Raw genomic sequence first — 17,411 nt, 5'->3', positions numbered from 1 at the left:
GCCCGCGCCAGCGGCCGGCCCGCGCGCCGCCCGTCGTAGTGCAGGCCGACGACGAGCCGGTCGCGGTACTCGGCGCACCGCAGGTGCAGCGCGTGGCCGTCCGCGAAGGTGATCCGGCGCAGCGGGTAGGCGTCGGCGGTGACCCGCAGCGGGCCCGGCTCCCGCGAGCCGCCGTCATCGCCCTCGAAGCGGCGCAGGTTCACGTAGACGTCCCGGCCGGCCGGGGCGCCGTGCTCCTCCTCGGCCTCCCGGGTCAGCGCCGCCATCTCCTCGGCGGTCAGCCGCTGGTGCCGCAGCGCGTTCAGCAGCCGGCCGCGGACCTGCTCCCGTACCGCGTCGGGGTGGCCGGCGGCGTCGGTGACGGTCAGGGGGCAGGAGCCGGCGAACATCCCGACCACGTCCCGGTCCCGGGAGGGCCGGGAGTCCATGGAGGTCCACAGCCCGATCTCGGTCCTGCCGGTACGGGACGCCAGCGCGTGCACGAACGAGCCGACCGTCCACTGCAGCACGGTGGTGCGCCGCTCCTCGCAGGCGCGGCGCAGCGCGAGGGTGGCGGGGCCGTCGAGTTCGGCCCGTACCGTCCCCTCCTCGCCGGCCACAGCGCCGTCCGGGCGGACCCACGCGGTGCGGGCCAGGAACCCGAGGCGCTCCCGCCAGCTCGCCAGGGTCCGCTCCCGCTGGGCCGCGCCGGCGCCGGCCCGCTGCCGGGCGGCGGCCTCCGCGAACGAGGGGGCGGTGTCCGGCGGGGTTCCGCCGCGCCGCAGGAGCTCGTAGTCGCGCCACACCTCGTGGCCGAACAGGTGGTGCGCCCGCCCGTCGAAGACCAGGTTCTGGAAGGTCGCGAGCAGCGCGTGCCGGCCCGCGTCGTGCCGCAGCAGCCGGATCGTGAACGGCCGCTGCTCCCCGTACCGCCAGGGGGTGACGGTGTCGCGCGAGAGCAGGGCGGAGGCGTAGCGGGAGAACTGCCCGGGCGAGGCGGCGCCGACCTTCTGGTACGTGACGACCTGCTCCCGGGTGCCGAGGGGCCGGGTCCACTGCCAGGGCTGGGGGCCGGGGTCCGGGCGGAGCTGGAGGTGCAGGGCGTCGTGCCGGGCGACGAAGGCGCGGACGGCCGTCAGCAGGGCGTCGGTGTCGAGGTCGCCGAGGATCTCGAAGCCGAGCCGGACGTTCTTGTGGGCCCAGCCGTCGGTGCGGGTCTTCGCGTGGAACCAGTCCTGCTCGTAGGTGAGCGGCAGGGGGGCGCCGGGCGCCGGGCGGAGGGCCGCGGCCGGGGGGTGCGGGGCGGTCAGGTCAGGCACGGGTACTCCTTGCCGGTCTCCTTGAGGGCGGCGGGCGCGCCCGCCTCGACGATCCGGCCGTCACGCATGACGATGACCTGGTCGGCCTCGTCCAGGACGGTGAGGCGGTGGGCGATGACGACGACGGTGATCCCGGCGGCCAGCAGGCCGCGCATGATCGATTCCTCCAGGGCCGGGTCGAGGGCGCTGGTCGCCTCGTCGAGGATGACCAGCTTCGGCTGTTTGGCCAGGGCGCGGGCCAGGACGATCCGCTGCCGCTGGCCGCCCGACATGCCGTGGCCGCCGGGGGCGACCAGGGTGTTGTAGCCCATGGGCATGGCCTCGATCTCGGCGTGGATCTGCGCCAGTTGCACGGCCTTGATCAGGTCGGTGTCGCCGATGTCCTCGGTGCCGAGGAGGATGTTCTCGCGGATCGAGCCGCCGAAGAGGTGCGCGTTCTGGTTGACGTAGCCGATGCGGCGCCGGTAGGTCGGCCGGTCGAGCTCCTCCAGGGGGACGCCGTCGACCGTGATCGTGCCGCCGGTGGGGGAGTACAGCCCGGCCAGCAGCATGCCGAGGGTGGACTTGCCGGATCCCGAGCGGCCGACGACCGCCACGAACTGCCCCGGCCGGACGTCGAGTCCGACGTCGGAGAGGGTGGGCCGGGGGGCTCCGGGGTAGCGGAAGGAGACCTCCTTCACCGAGATCCGGCCCGGTTCGGCGACGCCCGTCCCGGCGAGGACGCCGCGCGGTTCGGGGGCGGCGCGCAGGACGTCGTCGAGCCGGGCGAGGGTGGGCCGGACGGCGGCCAGCTGGGAGCCCGCGTCGAACACGCCCGCCAGCGGGACGAACAGGGCGATCGTCAGGGTCATGAAGCCCATGGCCTCGCCGAGCGGGCTCCGGCCGCTCAGCACGAGCCAGATCCCCGCGAGCAGCACGCACAGCGGGGCGCCGAAGCGGACCGTACGGCTGAGGGAGGCGAACAGGGCGAGGCTGCGGCGGGCGCTCAGCCGCTTGTTGACCTCGTGGACCAGGGTGTGGGACCAGCGCTCCGCGGCCCGGCCCGCCAGGCCGCTGGACTTCAGGGAGGCGATGCTCTCCAGCATCTCCACCAGTTCCTCCTGCGCCTTGGTCTGGCGTTCCAGGACCTCCTGGCTCAGTTCGGTCTGCCGGCGCCAGGTCAGCGCGAGGATCCCGGCCTGTACGGCGACCAGGGCGGTGACGAGCGCCGCCAGCAGGGGGTTCGTCAGGAACATCGCGACGAGGTAGGCGACGATCAGCACGCTGTCCAGCACGGCCGAGACCGCGGTCAGGCTCAGCACCTGGACGAGGACGTTGCTGGCGCGGGCCCGCATGGCCAGGTCGCCGGGGTTGCGCACGGTGAAGAAGTCGTAGGGCAGGTCCGCCATGTGGCCGACGATCCCCAGCGTGAGCCGCTTCTCGACCACGGCCTGGCGCCGGGCGACCAGGAACGAGCGGGCCAGCTGGAGCAGGAAGAACAGGACCCCGAGTCCGGCGAGCAGTCCCGCGGCGCCCCACAGGGTGGCGGCGGACCCGTCGGGCACCACCCGTTCGACGAGGAACCCGGCGGTGAGCGGCAGTGCGAGCTCGAAGGCCATCAGCCCGGTCGAGGCGGCGAGGAGCAGCCCGAGCTCCCTGCGGCCCGGCAGGAACCGGCGCAGCCGGCGCCAGGGGCCGCCGACGGCTCCCGCGCCGCGGGCGGGGGCGGACGTGCCCTCCAGGGGCGGGTCGAACTCCAGGGCCACCCCGGTGAAGGACTCCGCGACGGAGGCCCTGCCGAGCCGGCGGCGCCCGTACGCGGGGTCGACGACGTCGACGTACTCCTTGCCGGCGCCCTCCAGGACCACGAAGTGGTTGAAGTTCCAGAACAGGATCGCGCCGGGGCGCAGCCGCGCGAGGGCGTCCAGGTCGGCGCGTACGCCCCGGCCCCTGACCCCGTACTCGCGGGCGATCTCCAGCAGGGTGCGGGCCGAGGCGCCGTTGCGGCCGGAGTCGGCGCGGGCGCGGACCTCGTCGAGGGACACGTCGACGCCGTGGTGCCGCAGGACGGTCACCAGGGCGGCGGGACCGCAGTCGCTGACCTGGGTCTGGAAACAGACGGGCAGCCGGCCGGTGCCGGAGCGGCCGGGGAGCCTTTCGGGCAGCGCCGCCACCCGCTCGGCGAATCGCCGGGGACGGGCCGGGCCCGGGTGGTGGCCGAGGACCGGCCCGAGACCGTCGCCCCTGCGGTGGTGTTCGAGCGCCTCGGTCCGAAAGCGCGATTCGCCGGCCATGGATCCCGGTCCCTTTCCTTTCCGTTCCGTTCCGCATCACCGGCGTGTGCCGAGAAGAAACTCCCGGCACACGCCGGTGGCGACGTCGCCGGACGTCGTTAGATGACGCAGCCGCGCTGCAGCGAGAACTGGCCGCCCACGATGTCGTCGAGCTCCTCGTCGGACAGCTCGGTGATGTCGATCTCGACGTTGTCGATGTTGTTCATGTCGAATCCTTTCCTGGAGAAATGCGAATCGATTTCGCATCGATATTCCGGCCCCGTTGGGCTGGACATGGGAACTCTAAGGCTTTTTTCGACGGCCCCGCAAGGCCCGGAAGGGAAATCTATCGAATTTATTCCCGTAAAGTAAATCGGGTACGCGGGAAATCCCGTGCTCGAAATTCCGAGCACGGGTCCGGGTGGAAATGGAATTGAATTACGCGGTCACCAGCGGTGGCAGACCGCGACGTGCGCCGTGAGGACGTACGGCAGGGAGCCGTCGGGTGCGCGCAGCGCCTCCAGGGCGCCGTAGGCCGCGGCGCGGGCGGCCGGCAGCCGGTCGGGCGGGAGGCTCTCCCAGAAGGCCCGCGCGGCGGTGGACCAGGTCCACGTCCACCAGTGGTCCGGGTCCCGGAAGGTCGTCTCCAGGCGCTCCTCGTACAGCTCGGCGGAGGCGAAACCCGCCTGGTAGACGAGTCGTTCGACGCGTTCGGGGGTGAGCGGCGGGCTCTGCCCGGGGACGTCGGTCTCGATCTCCTCGCGCGAACCGGGGCCGAAGGGCCGGGTGGCCTGGACCACGCGGTCCCAGCCGGGGGCTTCCGCGCCCCACCAGGAGAGCGCCAGCCGGCCGCCGGGGCGCAGTACGGACCGGAACCGCCCGAGGGCCCGGTCGGGCCGGCGCAGGAAGCTGAGCAGCATGCCCGCGGTGACGGCGTCGTAGCCCTCGGGCGGCGGGGCCGGAGCCGGGTGCCGGGGGTCCTCGACGTCGGCGGTGTGGGCGCGGATCCAGTGCAGCCCGTGCTCGGCGGCCCGCTGCCGGGTCCGCTCGGTCATCGCCGGAGAGACGTCGACGCCCGTGACGGCGCCCCGGGGGCCGACCGCGCGGGCCGCGGGGAGCAGGCACGCGCCGGTGCCGCACCCGGCGTCCAGGACCTGCTCGCCCTCGGCGATCCGGGCGTGGCGCACCAGGAGGCGCCCGGCGGCCGGCAGGAGGTCGACGCCGACCCGGTCGTAGGTGGCCGCGGCGCGGTCGAAGAGCCCGGCGATGCCGTTGCCGTCGCCCGCGTCGTCGGTGCCGGGGCGGGGCGTCCCGGCGGCCGTGTCCCAGGGGGTGTCGGGCGGGGCGGGGAGGGGACGGGGCATGGGGGGCGACTCCTTCCGGCGGGCCCGGGGGCCCGGGGTGAACGGTGTGCGCGCGGCTGGCGCCGTGGGCTAGTGGACGGTGACGCGGAGCCCGAGGACGCGGTCGGCGCCCATCGGCGCGGCCCGCTCGAAGGTGGCGGGGTCGTGGCGCACGCGGATGCCGTCGGAGGCGAGCACCCGGCACAGCGCGTCGGTCGCGCCGCGCGCCAGCGGGGCGCCGACGCAGTAGTGGGAGCCGGCGCCGAAGGCCAGCTGGCGGGGCTCGCGGGCGCCCGGCCGCCAGTCGAGGGGCTCGGGGAAGGCCGCGGCGTCGAGGTTCGCCGCCGCGAGGATCAGCATGACCCGCTGGCCCGCCTCGACCCGGTGGCCGGCGATCTCCATGTCCCGGACGGCGTACCGGGGCGCGAAGCGGAACGGACAGCTGATCCGCAGCACCTCCTCGGTGAACTCCGTGAAGTCCGTGGACGCCTGGGGCTCCGTGGCGTCCGCGGCCCCCGTGAACAGGTCCTCGCCGCCCCGCATGACGACCTCGGTCAGGATCGCGGCGAGCGGGTCGAGGGTGCCGGTGACGATCTGCGCGGTCACGGCGACCGCGACGTCCTGCCCCAGCCGCGGGTCCTGCGCCATGTCCCGCAGGACCGCCGCGAGTTCACCCCGGCCGCCGTTCAGGATGTGCTCGCGCACCTCGGTGCGGGCGCGGTCCAGCGAGGCGTTGGCCCCGCGCGCCAGCTCGTCGTCCGTGTACGAGCGGGGCTTGGCCAGATAGGCCATCAGCCCGTCCGTGGCCTGCGCCAGGTCCGTCATGTGCGCGGTGCTCGTGCCGAACAGCCGGGCCAGCAGGGCCAGGGAGTACGGGCGGCAGAACGCGGCCGCCCAGTCGCACTCCCCGCCCGCGTCCCGGAGCCCGTGCAGCAGGTCCCGGCAGTCGTGCTCCAGCAGGGAGACGAGCGCCGTGACGTTCCCGCGGTCGAGGGCCGGGCGGATGCGGGAGCGGATCTCCCGGTGGTAGTCGCCGGAGCTGAACACCGGCCACAGGGAGACGAAGTCCCGCACCGGCCGGTGCAGGGCGGTCTGCTCCGGGGACAGGCCGGCGCCGGCCAGCGGGTCGCGCAGGGTGGAGCTGGTCAGCCCCGGATGGGTCAGGAGCTCGCGGACCAGGTCGTAGCCGGTGACGAACAGCGCGCCGGAACGCGGGTCCTTCATGGCCGGGACCGTCGCCATGGCCCGCAGGGCCTCGCGGGGGTCCGTCGCGGAGTAGTCGCCGTAGAGCAGTTCGGCGAGCTGGTCTGGGCTGGTCATTCGGGTCTCCTTCACGGCGCGCCGGGCCGGTCCGGGCGGACCGGCCGTCCGGTGCGCGCGGATGCGTACAGGGCGAGGGTCAGGGCGAGCGAGCGGCGCGCCTCCTCCCCGCTCACCAAGGGGGGCCGGCCTTCTTCCACGGCCTCGCAGAAGTCGGCCAGCAGGTCGCGGTGCGGGGCGGCCGGCAGGCCCGTGGGGTCGCGCAGGTCCTCGTACCGCAGGGGGAGGTCCGCGCTCCGGTCACCGGCCCCGTACGCCCCGTAGGGGTCGCCGGAGTCACCGTCCGCACGGGTGTGGAACCAGGCCATCCGGTCGTCGTCGAGGACCGCCGAGCCCCGGTCGCCGTGGACCGCCAGCCGTGCGGTGCGCCCCGGGTACGCGGCCGTCGTCGCCAGCACGGTGGCCAGGGCGCCGCCATCGAACCGGATCACCGCCGCCGCCGTGTCCTCCACGTCGATGCCGCGGTGGGCCAGCAGCGCCGTGTGGGCCGTCACCTCCACCGCCTCGCCCATGACCCACTGGAGCAGGTCGAGGGTGTGGACGCCCTGGTTCATGACCGCGCCGCCGCCGTCGAGGCGGCCCGTGCCGCGCCACTGCCCGGAGTCGTAGTAGCCCTGCGACCTCCACCAGGCCACCTCCGCGTGGGCGGAGGTGAGGCCGCCCAGGGCGCCGGCGCGCACGGAGTCGTACAGGAACCGGGCGGCGGGGTCGAAGCGGTGCTGGAGGACGACGCCCAGGGTGAGTCCGGTGGAGCGGGCCGCCGCCAGCAGCCGGTCGGCCGCCTCCAGGCCCACCTCCAGGGGCTTCTCCACCAGGACGTGCTTGCCCGCGCGCAGGGCGGCCTCGCCGACCTCGGCGTGCAGGCCGCTGGGCACGCAGACGCACACCGCGTCCAGGTCGGGCCGGGCCAGCAGCTCCCGCGCCGTCGCGTGCCAGTCGCAGCCGTGCTCGGCCGCCAGGGCGCGGGCGCGGTCCGGGCCGTGGCCCGCGACGGCCACCAGGGCGGCCCGTCCGGGGAGCCGGGCGAGGGTCCGGGCGTGGACCCCGCCGATCACTCCTGCTCCGATGATGCCGAATCTGAGCATCCTGTCTTTCCTGTCGATCAGGTACGGGTGGGGGCGGCGGGGGAGGTCAGGGGAGCGTTCCGGCGGGGAGGCCGTCCGCTTCGGCCGGTTCCCCGGGGAGCGGGCCGTCGTCGAGCAGCGCCGCCGTCAGCTCCTCCCGGTGCGCCTCGGTCCACAGGGCGTCGCGCTCCACCCCGTCGGCGATCCCGGACTCCACCAGCCGGACGAAGCCGGGCTCGCCCTGCGCCGCCCGCCGCCGGATCAGGTCCAGCGTGAAACGGATCCGCGTCGCGGCCAGTCCGGCCAGCGCCGTGCGCCGCTCCGGCGGCAGCCCGTACCCCTCGACCAGCAGCCGCAGGCGCCGCCCGCGGTCCGGCGGGGTGCGCCAGCCGAACGCCGCGCACCCCGGGTCGTCCGTCAGCGGGGCGAACTGCCAGGCGGCCTGCGCGAGATCCCACTCCGGCACCTCGCGCCCGGCGGCCTCCCAGTCGATGAAGGCGACCGGCCGCCCCTCCACGAAGACGGTGTTGCGCGGCGCGATGTCGTTGTGGCACACCACCGTCTCCGGCCCCGAGGTGGCCGGCTCGTACGCCCAGCGCGCGGGCTCCGGCGAGAACCCCTCCCCGGCCCGGTGCATCCGGCGCATCAGCCGCCCCACCAGGAACACCGCGCTGTCCGGCAGCTCCGCCACCTCGGGGTTCTGCGGGGCGTGGCCCTCCACGTACTGGAGAACCTCGCGCCCCTGCGCGTCGAAGCCCAGCGCCCTGGGGGCGCCGTCGAACCCGACGCGCTCGAAGTGACCCAGCAGCCCGCGGACCGCGGGGGTCCACGGGCCGGGCGGGCGGCGCACCGTGTCCCCGACGCGCACCACCGTCGAGATGCCGACGTGCTCTTCCCCGTCCTTCACCGCTCCCGCTCCCCTCGCGCCGTCCCGCCCCCGCCCGTGCCGTTCACGAGCGGGCGCCCGCCAGTGCCGTCCGCCCGGCCATGGGCTCCACGCCCAGGTCGCGCAGCAGGAGCAGCTGCCGCTGGATCTGGCGCGCCCCCGTGTCGACGTCGCGGTGCACCCGGGGTGCCAGGGCGAGGCGCTCCATGCACTTCTCCACCCGCAGGTTCTCCAGGCGGCCGCGCTCCGGCATCAGCCAGTGGTCGAACTGGTGCTGCCACAGCAGCAGCACCGCGTCGTCGTTGCGTTCGCGGACGTCGTCGAGCGCGGTCAGCTGGAGGCTGCGGGCGTCATCGCTGTTCATCCCGATGTGCGACCACCAGGTGTGGGTGTCGTCGGGGTCCTCGATCTCGATGCGCAGCCGCTCGCGGTCCTCCCACAGCGGCATCGTCTCGTCGGAGATGGAGAAGAAGTTGAGCATGAAGTGCCCGGAGTACTCGTCCACCAGGAAGTCGCGGGTCTCGGCGAAGAGTTCCGGGGTCTCGCCCGGGTAGCCGATCATGAAGAAGACCACGTAGCCCAGCTCGCTGCCGCGCAGCGCGTGGAAGGCCCGCCGGTTCTGCTTCGCCGTGACCCGCTTGCTCATCAGCTTCAGGACCTCGTCGCTCATCGCCTCGAAGCCGATGTGCAGCTTGTAGCAGTGCGCCTCCAGCAGCGCGTCCACCAGCGCCTCGGAGTCGACGGTGTTGGCGCGGCTGAAGCCCTCCCAGCGCACCCCCGCCTCCGGCAGGATCTCCAGCAGCCGGCGCAGCCGGGTGGGCGGCACCGTGAAGGTGGAGTCCATCGCGGAGATCATCTGCGCCTCGTTCTCGGCGACGTAGGCGAGCCAGTCGTGCTTGATCTTCTCCGCCGACTTGTAGCGCCACTTGGGGGAGGCCGCCGGGAACGAGCAGAACTTGCAGTCGAACGGGCAGCCGCGCATCGACTCGTACGGGACGATCGGGAACCGGCCCCTGAGGCGCGGCGAGGGCTGCGCCTCGATGTCCATGTACTCCAGCGGGTTCACCCGGATCCGCCCGCCGTCGCGCCACACGGCGCCCGGGACCTCCTCCAGGGAGCGCTGCGCGCCCACGGCCTTCAGCACCGCCGGCAGGGCCCGTTCGCCGTCCCCGCGCACCACCGCGGTCACACCGGGGAACTCCGACATCACCTGGTGGAACTTGAGGTTCGTGTACTGGCCGCCGCAGACCACGGGGACCGACGGCAGCCGCTCGGCGATCCAGTCGGTCACCGTGGCGAAGATCGCCTTGCTCCACATGTACGTGGTCGACAGCAGGACCACGTCGAAGTCGCCCGGCGGGAGTTCGGCCGTGCCCGACCAGACCCCGGCCAGGTCCATCAGGGCGTAGTCCTGTTCCGCTTCCTGGAGGATCGCCTCCAGGGTGAACGTGGTCAGGTGCGGGACGGACGTGGTCCTCGGGCGGCACAGGGTCCGCCGCCCGCCGTCGACGGTGTAGGTGAAGTCGGCGAAGTCCAGGTCCGCGCAGCCCGCGCGGTCCAGCATGGCCCGCGTACGGGCGTCACGGCCGGCGCCGCTCGTGTCGAACAGCGACCCCCGCAGGTAGTCGAGATTGACGTAGCTCGGTCCCAGACCGCACATCAACAGCGCGCGCACGGGCTGTCCTCCTCCTCGGCATCGACAACGGGTCGGGCGCCCGGGGGCGCCGCGGCGGCGGGCCTCACGCGGCCGCCATGGCGTTGCCCAGGTAGTTGGGCAGGGCGGTCAGCCGGTCCCACTGGGCGTCCAGGTCCGCCGGATACGCCTCCCGGTAGCGCCGGGTGACCTGGGCGACCTCGGCCCACGAGGCGGGCGTCCACCCGTCGTTGTAGCGGGGGGCGAGCCGGTCGTAGAGCGCGGTCCCCGGCCGCAGGACGAGCTGGTTGAGCCCGAAGTCGGCGGGCAGCGAGGCCGCCCAGTCCACCAGCTCCCCGCCGGCGCAGGCCGGATCGTCGGGCAGGCCCAGCAGGACGAAGGCGAAGGGTTTGATGCCGGCGTCCGCCAGCTTGCGGATCGCCTCGGAGACCTTCTCCGGCGGCACCCGCTTGCCCACCCCGGCGTCGGCGACCCCGGGGGACTCCGCGCCCAGCCACATGCCCCGGCAGCCGGCCTCCGCCCAGCGCCGGACGTCGGTGCGCAGCACCACCTCCGCGCGGGTCTGGCCCGTCCACTCCAGGCCGGAGCCGGCCAGTCCGTCGCACAGGTCGTCGTAGAAGGTCCGGTGCAGGCCGAAGACGTAGTCCAGGAAGAAGACCGACTCGGTGCCGCGCGCCTGGAGGGCGGCGGTCTCGGCCAGCGTCCGCGCCGCCGGCCGGTCCCGCATCCGGGCGCCGAAGGGCAGGTGGCAGAAGGAGCAGCCGTAGCTGCAGCCGCGCACGCCCATCACCAGCCCGCACGGCGCCCGGCGGGTCCGCCCGTCCACCACCACCTCGGCGGTGTAGGCCCGCGGGTCCGTCAGCTCGTACGCCGGCAGCGGCCAGCCGTCGGCCGGCAGGTCCGGGTAGGTGCCGGCCGGGGGCAGGACGGGGGTCAGGGCGCGCCCGTGCAGGATGTCGCGGACCGCCTGCACGGCGGCGGAGTCGGCCTCGCCCCGGGCGGCGTGGTCCACGCCCAGTTCGCGCAGGGTCGCCTCCGGCAGGTGGGTGGGGTGCGGTCCGACGGCGAGGACGGGCACGCCGGGCCACAGCCCGCGCACGTCCTCCACGGCCGCCCTCACCGGCGCGAGGTCCAGGGGGTAGCACTGGGCCCGGTCGGCGACCGCGGTCACCGCCACCACCAGGTCGGGGACGCTCCCGTCGGAGGGCAGCGCGTCGAGCCGCCGGTCCCACAGGCTCACCGACAGCCCCTCGCCCCGCAGCACCGCCGCGGCGTTGAGCACGTCCAGCGGCTGCTGGAGGAAGTGGCGTTCGAACTCGTCCTGGGCGACGACGAAACACACGTGGGTCATGCGGACTCCTGTCGGGGCGAGAAGACGGACCCGGCGGCGGTACGGGGCGCACGGCCCGCGCCGGCCGGGCGCACGATCCGCTCCGCACCGCCCCGGGCCGCCTCGGCGGCCCGCGGCCGCACGGCGCCGACCAGGGAGGCGATCCGGCGCAGCGGGCGCAGGTCGGGCGGCGGGCAGGTGACGGCCGACAGGGAGGCGAGCAGGCCGGTCCAGGCGTTCTCGATGAGCGGGTCGGCGACCTCCAGCCGGCGGTCCCCGCCCGGGGTGCGCACGGTGATCCGGTGCACGTCCCGGCGGACCTGCCCGCGCCCGGGGCCGCCGAGCGGCTCCAGCTCCGCGGTGAACCGGGCGGTGGCCGTCTCCACCCGAACCAGGCGCTGCCGTTCCCCCGTGGCCTTGGGGTAGTCCCGCGTCCAGACGGGGCGGGGGAGCACGGCCTCGGCCCCCTCGCCCGCCACGGTGGAGAACAGCTCCACCGCCACCCCGCGCACCGTGGTGCGCTCGTGCGCGGCGGCCAGGGCGAGGGCGGGCTCGTACGCCGTGCGCAGGGAGCCCGGGGCCACGGGGCCGCGCAGGTAGGCGTCGTACACGGGCTCGGGGAGGAAGTGCCCGAGCGCGGCCAGCATGTGCAGCCACTCGTAGCCGAAGACGCCGTGGTCCCGGTCGACGAACCGGCCCCGGGCCACATCGGGCCTGCGGTCCTTGGTGAACGCCACGCGCAGCGCCCGGACCGGCTCGCCCGGCGCCTCGCGGGCGACCAGGCGGGCCATCGCGGCCAGCACGGCCGAGTCCCGGTACTGGTTCATCACCACGACCCGGGCCGCAGGCAGCGCGGCCAGCAGTTCGGCGAGGGCGCCGGCCTCCGCCGCCCGGCAGGCGGGCTTCTCCACCACGATGCGCGCGGCGGGGTCCCGGGCCAGTACGGAGGCCACCACGGACAGGTGCGTGTGCGTCGGCGTGCACACCACCCAGACATCGATGTCACGGACCTCGGGGACCTGGGCCAGTCCGTGCCACCACCCCACCGACGGGCCGGGGGCCCGCAGCGGCGCAGGGTCCAGCACGCTGACCCTCAGCCCCAGCCGGGTGAGCACCCCGGCGTGCAGCCGTCCCACGCTGCCGTATCCGATGACGCAGGCATGTCCGGTGCGGGTCACGGGCGCTCCGCGCGGTCGGGGAGCGCGTCGGCCACGTACGTGTCGTAGTACGTCTCGAACAGGCCCGCGTCCCGGACGGCCTCGTCGACCTCCCGCACGTGTACGCCCGGGGCGAGCGCGTCGGCCCGGCGGCACAGTTCCCGGAGGGCGATCAGCGTGCCGGCCCGGTAGGCGTCGTAGCCGGAGTTGGGGATGCCCTCGTACTCGAAGAGGTTCAGCGAGCGGCCGTCGCCCAGGAGGGTGGCCAGGCCGCCGCCGGGGAGGCGGTAGCGGGCGCCGACCCCGGTCAGGGTGTCGGCGGGCAGGCCCGCGCCGCCGGTGCTCAGGAGGCTGAAGTCCTTGGTGGCGAAACCGGCCAGGAGCACCCCGTCCGGCAGCAGCGGCAGGTCCTCGGGACGCAGCAGCGGCTCGCCGGTGCTGCCCGTCACCAGGAAGGGCGTGCAGCGCCGCAGCGCGGCGGTGAGCGTCGGCTCGGTCTCGAAGCCCTGCTCGGCGGCCTGGATCAGGGCCAGGGTGTCCTGGTCGACCACGGTGACCCGGCAGCCCAGTGAGCGCAGCCGGCGCGCGAGCCGCGCGCCCAGGGTGCCGAAGCCGACGGCGACGACGCGCCGCCCGATGAACTTCCGGCCCGGCACCAGCTCGCGCAGCCGCCGCAGACAGGAGTCGGCGATCTCCTCGTACGACAGCAGGCTCTTGAGCTGGGAGCGGGCGACGTTGAAGACGGGTACGGAGGGCAGCGGCCCGTTCCCGATCCGCTTGAGCCCGCTGACGGTGAGCTCGACCACGGCGTCCACGGGCTCGCTCACCAGCCGGGCGGCGCCCGGAGCGCGGGCGAGCAGCCCGCCGTCGTCGACGACCAGCACCCGGCGGCCGGCGCGGTGGGCGGCGGCGATGAACCGGTCGACGTCGGCGGCCACCAGCCGTGCGGCGGCGACCTCCTGGCCGGGGGCGGTCCCGTCGACGACGGAGTTGTCCAGCACGTCGCTGCGGTAGCCGCGGGCGCGGAACCAGGCGTGCACCCGGTGCCGGCCCGAGGTGCGGTCCCCCTTGGCCAGCGCGTAGATCCACTCCCGGGGGATGCCGGCCCGCTCCGCCGCGAGGAGGAAGCCGACGCTGTTCTCGACGTAGTGGTCGCGGAAGACCAGCGCCCAGTCCTCGATCCCCGGCCCCCGGTCCGCGAAGTGGCGCAGCAGTGGCATGGCGGACCAGAGGGCGTCGACCTCCGCGTGCGTGAGCCGGTCGGCCCGTTCCCGTACGGCCGCCACGATCTCCCGGACCGGTGCGGGCAGCGCGGTGCCCGCGGGTACGTCGGCCAGGACGGCGGTCCGCCACAGCGCGGGCTCCGGTACGACGGGGTCCAGGGTGCGGTGCCGGGCCGGTGCGGCGCCTTCCCAGACCAGGCGTACGCGGTGTCCCGCCACGCGTATGCCGACGGCGAGGGGCAGCCCGTCGGGGCCCTCGTCCGTGTGCCACGCCGTCACCGGGTGCGGGGCGGCCGCCTCGGAGACCGCGTCGCGCACCTCGCCGGGCGAGGCCGGGCCCGTCACCGTCTCGATCAGCCGCAGGGAGGTTAACTCCTGCCCGCTGTCGGCCCGTTCGGTCCGGATGGTGCTCGTTTCGACGTCGACGGTCACCGCGCCGGCCCCCTCGGATCGGCGGGCTGCATGGGTGGCATTACAGTCAAAACGGACTCCTCGGATCGGGCATGACGAACAGCGCGCCCTGCGCGCGCGGTGTTCGTTACGGGAGTGGCTGCGTGGCGCCGGCCAAGGGGCGCGGGCACACCACTGATCGCGGGCCGGTGGACCAGGGCCTGGCGTGGATGGCTCTTCCGGGGCGCGGCGGACCGCCGCGCCGCCCGGGCGTGACTCAGCTCGTGTAGCGCGTGATGCAGTCGTGGGTGGGGCTGGGCCGGCAGTTGCCCCAGGAGGTGTTGGCGGGGTCGGCGGTCCCGGCCGCCTGAACCCGGCCGGAGAGCGGAGCCTGGTCGGCCGGGGAAACGCTGGAGACGGCCGGGGCCGCGAGGGCGCACAGGGCGGTCACGGTGGTGACGGCGCCGAAGGCGGTGCGGAGGACACGGTTCACAACGGGATCCTTCGGTTCATGGGAAGGGGGCGGGATCGAACGGCGGGGCCCTGTGGGGCGAGGCGCCGTTACCGCTCCGTTGTCAGGATTGTTTCTGGTGTGTCCCTTGAGGACTAGCGGTGCCGGCTGTCATTAAAGTGACAGATCACCAGGGGACAGGGGGAGGAACCGCTCAACATGGACATACGGAACGGTCCGAGTGTGACACCGGCGGAGACCACGGCGCTGATGACGGGCACGGACCGGCCCGCCCCGCGCGCCTGCTCCCCCCTCGCCCACGGCACGGCGGACTGGCGGGTCTACGACCACGTCCGCGCACACGGCCGCACGGACCCCGCCGCCGTCGCCCGGGACCTCGGCATCGACGCCGGGGAGGCCGAGGCGGCCCTGACCCGGCTGTCCGAACGCCACCTGGTCCACCGCGATCCCGCCGACCCCGGCCGGGGCCGCGCCCTCACCCCACAGGCGGCCCTGGCGGACCTCACGGCCGAGACCGAGGCCCGCATCGCCGCCGAAACCGCCACCCACCAGCAGCGCCTGGCCGCCCTGCGCGAGGACATCCAGCGCTTCACCCGCCTCACCCAGCCCGGCGTCCACGGCGCCGACCCGGACGCGGTCAGGCTGCTCCCCGACATCACGGCGGTCCAGACCCTCCTCCAGCAGGAGGCCGACCGCTGCCGCCACGAGGTCATCGCCTGCCAGCCCGGCGACGTCTCGCGCAACCCCGACAACCTCGAACCGGCCCTGGTTCGCGACCGCGCCCTCCTCGAACGCGGCATCCGGATGCGCACCCTCCAGCAGCACTCGGTCCGCTTCCACGGCCCCACCCAGGCCTACGTCGCCGCCGCCACCGCCCTGGGCGGCGAGTACCGCACGGCCCACGAACTCTTCGGCCGCCTCATCGTCTTCGACGACACCGTGGCGTTCCTGCCCGCCGACACCGTCACCTGGGGCGCCGTCGTCGTCCGCGAACCCCACCTCGTCGCCTACCTGCGCGGCATCTTCGAACAGGCCTGGACCCACGCCACCGCCTTCGTCGACACCACCACCCTCGGCGCCGAAGCCCTCGAACAGGCCGCCCGCGACATCGACACCACCCTGCTGCGCCTCCTGGCGGCCGGCCTCAAGGACGAGACGATCGCCCGCCGCCTGGGCATGTCCCTGCGCACGGTCCGCCGCCGCGTGGCCGACATCCTCGAACGCCTCGGCGCGGAAAGCCGCTTCCAGGCCGCGGTCATCGCCACCCGCACGGGCCTCCTCGACACCCCCGCAGACACCTCCGCCCCGCCCCGCGACGGCCGCGGACCCGGTGCACCACCGGTTCCGTAGCCGCCGACGGGACGGGGCGGTCGGGGCGGGGACCCCAGGGGGGACCCCGGGGAGGATCAGATGTCGCGGAAGATCTCGATCTGGGCGCCCACCGAGTTCAGGCGCTCGGCGAGTTCCTCGTAGCCGCGGTTGATGACGTAGACGTTGCGCAGTACCGAGGTGCCCTCCGCCGCCATCATCGCCAGCAGGACGACCACCGCCGGGCGCAGGGCCGGCGGGCACATCATCTCGGCCGCGCGCCAGCGGGTGGGGCCCTCGACCAGGACGCGGTGCGGGTCCAGGAGCTGGAGGCGGCCGCCCAGGCGGTTGAGGTCCGTCAGGTAGATGGCGCGGTTGTCGTACACCCAGTCGTGGATCAGGGTCTGGCCCTGGGCCACCGCCGCGATGGCGGCGAAGAAGGGGACGTTGTCGATGTTCAGCCCGGGGAAGGGCATCGGGTGGATCTTGTCGATCGGCGCTTCGAGCTTGGAGGGGCGGACCGTGAGGTCGACCAGGCGGGTGTGGCCGTTGTCGGCGACGTACTCCGCGGAGCGGTCGTGGTCCAGGCCCATCTCCTCCAGGACGGCGAGCTCGATCTCCATGAACTCGATCGGGACCCGGCGGATGGTGAGTTCGGACTCGGTGACGACCGCCGCGGCCAGGAGGCTCATGGCCTCGACCGGGTCCTCGGAGGGGGAGTAGTCCACGTCTGCGTCGATGACGGGGACGCCGTGCACCGTGAGGGTGGTGGTGCCGATGCCCTCGACCTTGACGCCCAGCGCCTCCAGGAAGAAGCACAGGTCCTGGACCATGTAGTTGGACGAGGCGTTGCGGATGACGGTGACGCCGTCGTGCCGGGCGGCCGCCAGCAGGGCGTTCTCGGTGACCGTGTCCCCGCGCTCGGTCAGGACGATCGGGCGGCCGGGGGAGACGCCCGGCTCGACCTTCGCGTGGTAGATGCCCTCGGTCGCGGTGATGTCCAGGCCGAAGCGGCGCAGGGCGATCATGTGCGGCTCGATGGTGCGGGTGCCGAGGTCGCAGCCGCCGGCGTAGGGCAGCCGGAAGTGGTCCATCCGGTGGAGCAGGGGGCCCAGGAACATGATGATGCTGCGGGTGCGGACGGCCGCCTCCGCGTCGATGGCGTCCATGTCGAGGACGGCCGGCGGGATCAGTTCCAGGTCCACGCCGTCGTTGATCCAGCGGGTGCGGACGCCGATGGAGTTGAGGACCTCCAGGAGGCGGTAGACCTCCTCGATGCGGGCGACCCGACGGAACACCGTACGGCCCTTGTTGAGCAGCGAGGCGCACAGCAGGGCGACGCAGGCGTTCTTGCTCGTCTTGACGTCGATGGCGCCGGACAGACGGCGGCCGCCGACGACGCGCAGGTGCATCGGGCCGGCGTAGCCCAGGGAGACGATTTCGCTGTCGAGCGCCTCACCGATTCGGGCGATCATCTCAAGGCTGATGTTCTGGTTGCCGCGCTCGATGCGGTTCACCGCGCTCTGGCTGGTGCCGAGGGCTTCGGCGAGCTGGGTCTGGGTCCAGCCCCGGTGCTGCCGGGCGTCACGGATGAGCTTGCCGATGCGTACGAGGTAGTCGTCTGCCATGGGTGCACGGTATCTCAGATATGAGATGGTGATCGCATCGGACAGGGCCGAACGGGTGAAGGTTCCGAGATTCGGGCGATACGGGG

The 17,411-nt window shown here is 74.2% G+C and carries 13 protein-coding genes; 1 reads left to right on the top strand and 12 read right to left on the bottom strand.

The genetic code is table 11. The features are described from left to right. The 11 genes from AB0F18_RS18865 to AB0F18_RS18815 form a co-directional block, all read right to left on the bottom strand. A partial coding sequence (locus AB0F18_RS18865) for a condensation domain-containing protein (protein ID WP_362061790.1) occupies nucleotides 1-1,298 on the bottom strand: 1,298 nt, incomplete at its 3' end. Continuing rightward, nucleotides 1,286-3,571, bottom strand: a complete 2,286-nt coding sequence (locus tag AB0F18_RS18860) for a peptidase domain-containing ABC transporter (RefSeq protein WP_362061787.1) — start codon at nucleotides 3,569-3,571, stop codon at nucleotides 1,286-1,288. The genes AB0F18_RS18865 and AB0F18_RS18860, both read right to left, overlap by 13 nt. Before the next feature lie 425 nt (nucleotides 3,572-3,996). Beyond that, nucleotides 3,997-4,914, bottom strand: a complete 918-nt coding sequence (locus AB0F18_RS18855) for a class I SAM-dependent methyltransferase (RefSeq protein ID WP_362061784.1) — start codon at nucleotides 4,912-4,914, stop codon at nucleotides 3,997-3,999. A gap of 69 nt (nucleotides 4,915-4,983) precedes the next feature. Then, nucleotides 4,984-6,213, bottom strand: a complete 1,230-nt coding sequence (locus AB0F18_RS18850; RefSeq protein ID WP_362061781.1) for a cytochrome P450 — start codon at nucleotides 6,211-6,213, stop codon at nucleotides 4,984-4,986. An 11-nt stretch (nucleotides 6,214-6,224) separates the two neighbouring features. After that, the gene (locus AB0F18_RS18845; protein ID WP_362061778.1) at nucleotides 6,225-7,298 is read right to left on the bottom strand and encodes a Gfo/Idh/MocA family oxidoreductase; all 1,074 of its coding nucleotides are present in this window, start codon (nucleotides 7,296-7,298) and stop codon (nucleotides 6,225-6,227) included. A gap of 46 nt (nucleotides 7,299-7,344) precedes the next feature. Further along, on the bottom strand, nucleotides 7,345-8,184 hold the full coding sequence (locus AB0F18_RS18840) for a phosphotransferase (protein WP_362061775.1): 840 nt from the start codon (nucleotides 8,182-8,184) through the stop codon (nucleotides 7,345-7,347). A gap of 43 nt (nucleotides 8,185-8,227) precedes the next feature. After that, a complete protein-coding gene (locus AB0F18_RS18835; RefSeq protein WP_362061772.1) occupies nucleotides 8,228-9,838 on the bottom strand; it encodes a radical SAM protein in 1,611 nt (536 codons plus the stop codon). Between the two features lie 64 nt (nucleotides 9,839-9,902). Next, a complete protein-coding gene (locus AB0F18_RS18830) occupies nucleotides 9,903-11,168 on the bottom strand; it encodes a radical SAM protein (protein ID WP_362061769.1) in 1,266 nt (421 codons plus the stop codon). Next, entirely contained in the window at nucleotides 11,165-12,325 is a 1,161-nt protein-coding gene (locus tag AB0F18_RS18825) for a Gfo/Idh/MocA family oxidoreductase (RefSeq protein ID WP_362061766.1), read from the bottom strand. Before AB0F18_RS18825 ends, AB0F18_RS18830 begins: the two co-directional genes overlap by 4 nt. Continuing rightward, on the bottom strand, nucleotides 12,322-13,959 hold the full coding sequence (locus AB0F18_RS18820) for a hypothetical protein (RefSeq protein WP_362061763.1): 1,638 nt from the start codon (nucleotides 13,957-13,959) through the stop codon (nucleotides 12,322-12,324). Before AB0F18_RS18820 ends, AB0F18_RS18825 begins: the two co-directional genes overlap by 4 nt. Before the next feature lie 235 nt (nucleotides 13,960-14,194). After that, nucleotides 14,195-14,410, bottom strand: a complete 216-nt coding sequence (locus tag AB0F18_RS18815) for a hypothetical protein (RefSeq protein ID WP_362061760.1) — start codon at nucleotides 14,408-14,410, stop codon at nucleotides 14,195-14,197. Nucleotides 14,411-14,587: 177 nt separating this feature from the next. Here AB0F18_RS18815 and AB0F18_RS18810 point away from each other — a divergent pair, with 177 nt between their 5' ends. Next, nucleotides 14,588-15,739 (top strand): helix-turn-helix transcriptional regulator, encoded by a 1,152-nt coding sequence (locus AB0F18_RS18810; protein ID WP_362061757.1) that lies wholly within the window; start codon nucleotides 14,588-14,590, stop codon nucleotides 15,737-15,739. Between the two features lie 56 nt (nucleotides 15,740-15,795). On the opposite strand, the gene AB0F18_RS18805 is transcribed toward AB0F18_RS18810, so the two are convergent. Further along, nucleotides 15,796-17,325 carry a UDP-N-acetylglucosamine 1-carboxyvinyltransferase gene (locus AB0F18_RS18805; RefSeq protein ID WP_362061754.1) on the bottom strand — a complete coding sequence of 510 codons (1,530 nt, stop codon included), beginning with the start codon at nucleotides 17,323-17,325 and terminating at the stop codon, nucleotides 15,796-15,798. Between the last annotated feature and the right edge of the window lie 86 nt (nucleotides 17,326-17,411).

Origin of the sequence: Streptomyces sp. NPDC029216, assembly GCF_040648015.1 — a bacterium.
Taxonomy (GTDB): domain Bacteria; phylum Actinomycetota; class Actinomycetes; order Streptomycetales; family Streptomycetaceae; genus Streptomyces.
Note: the sequence above shows the minus strand (reverse complement) of the source record. Positions and strands in the feature narration are given on the sequence as shown.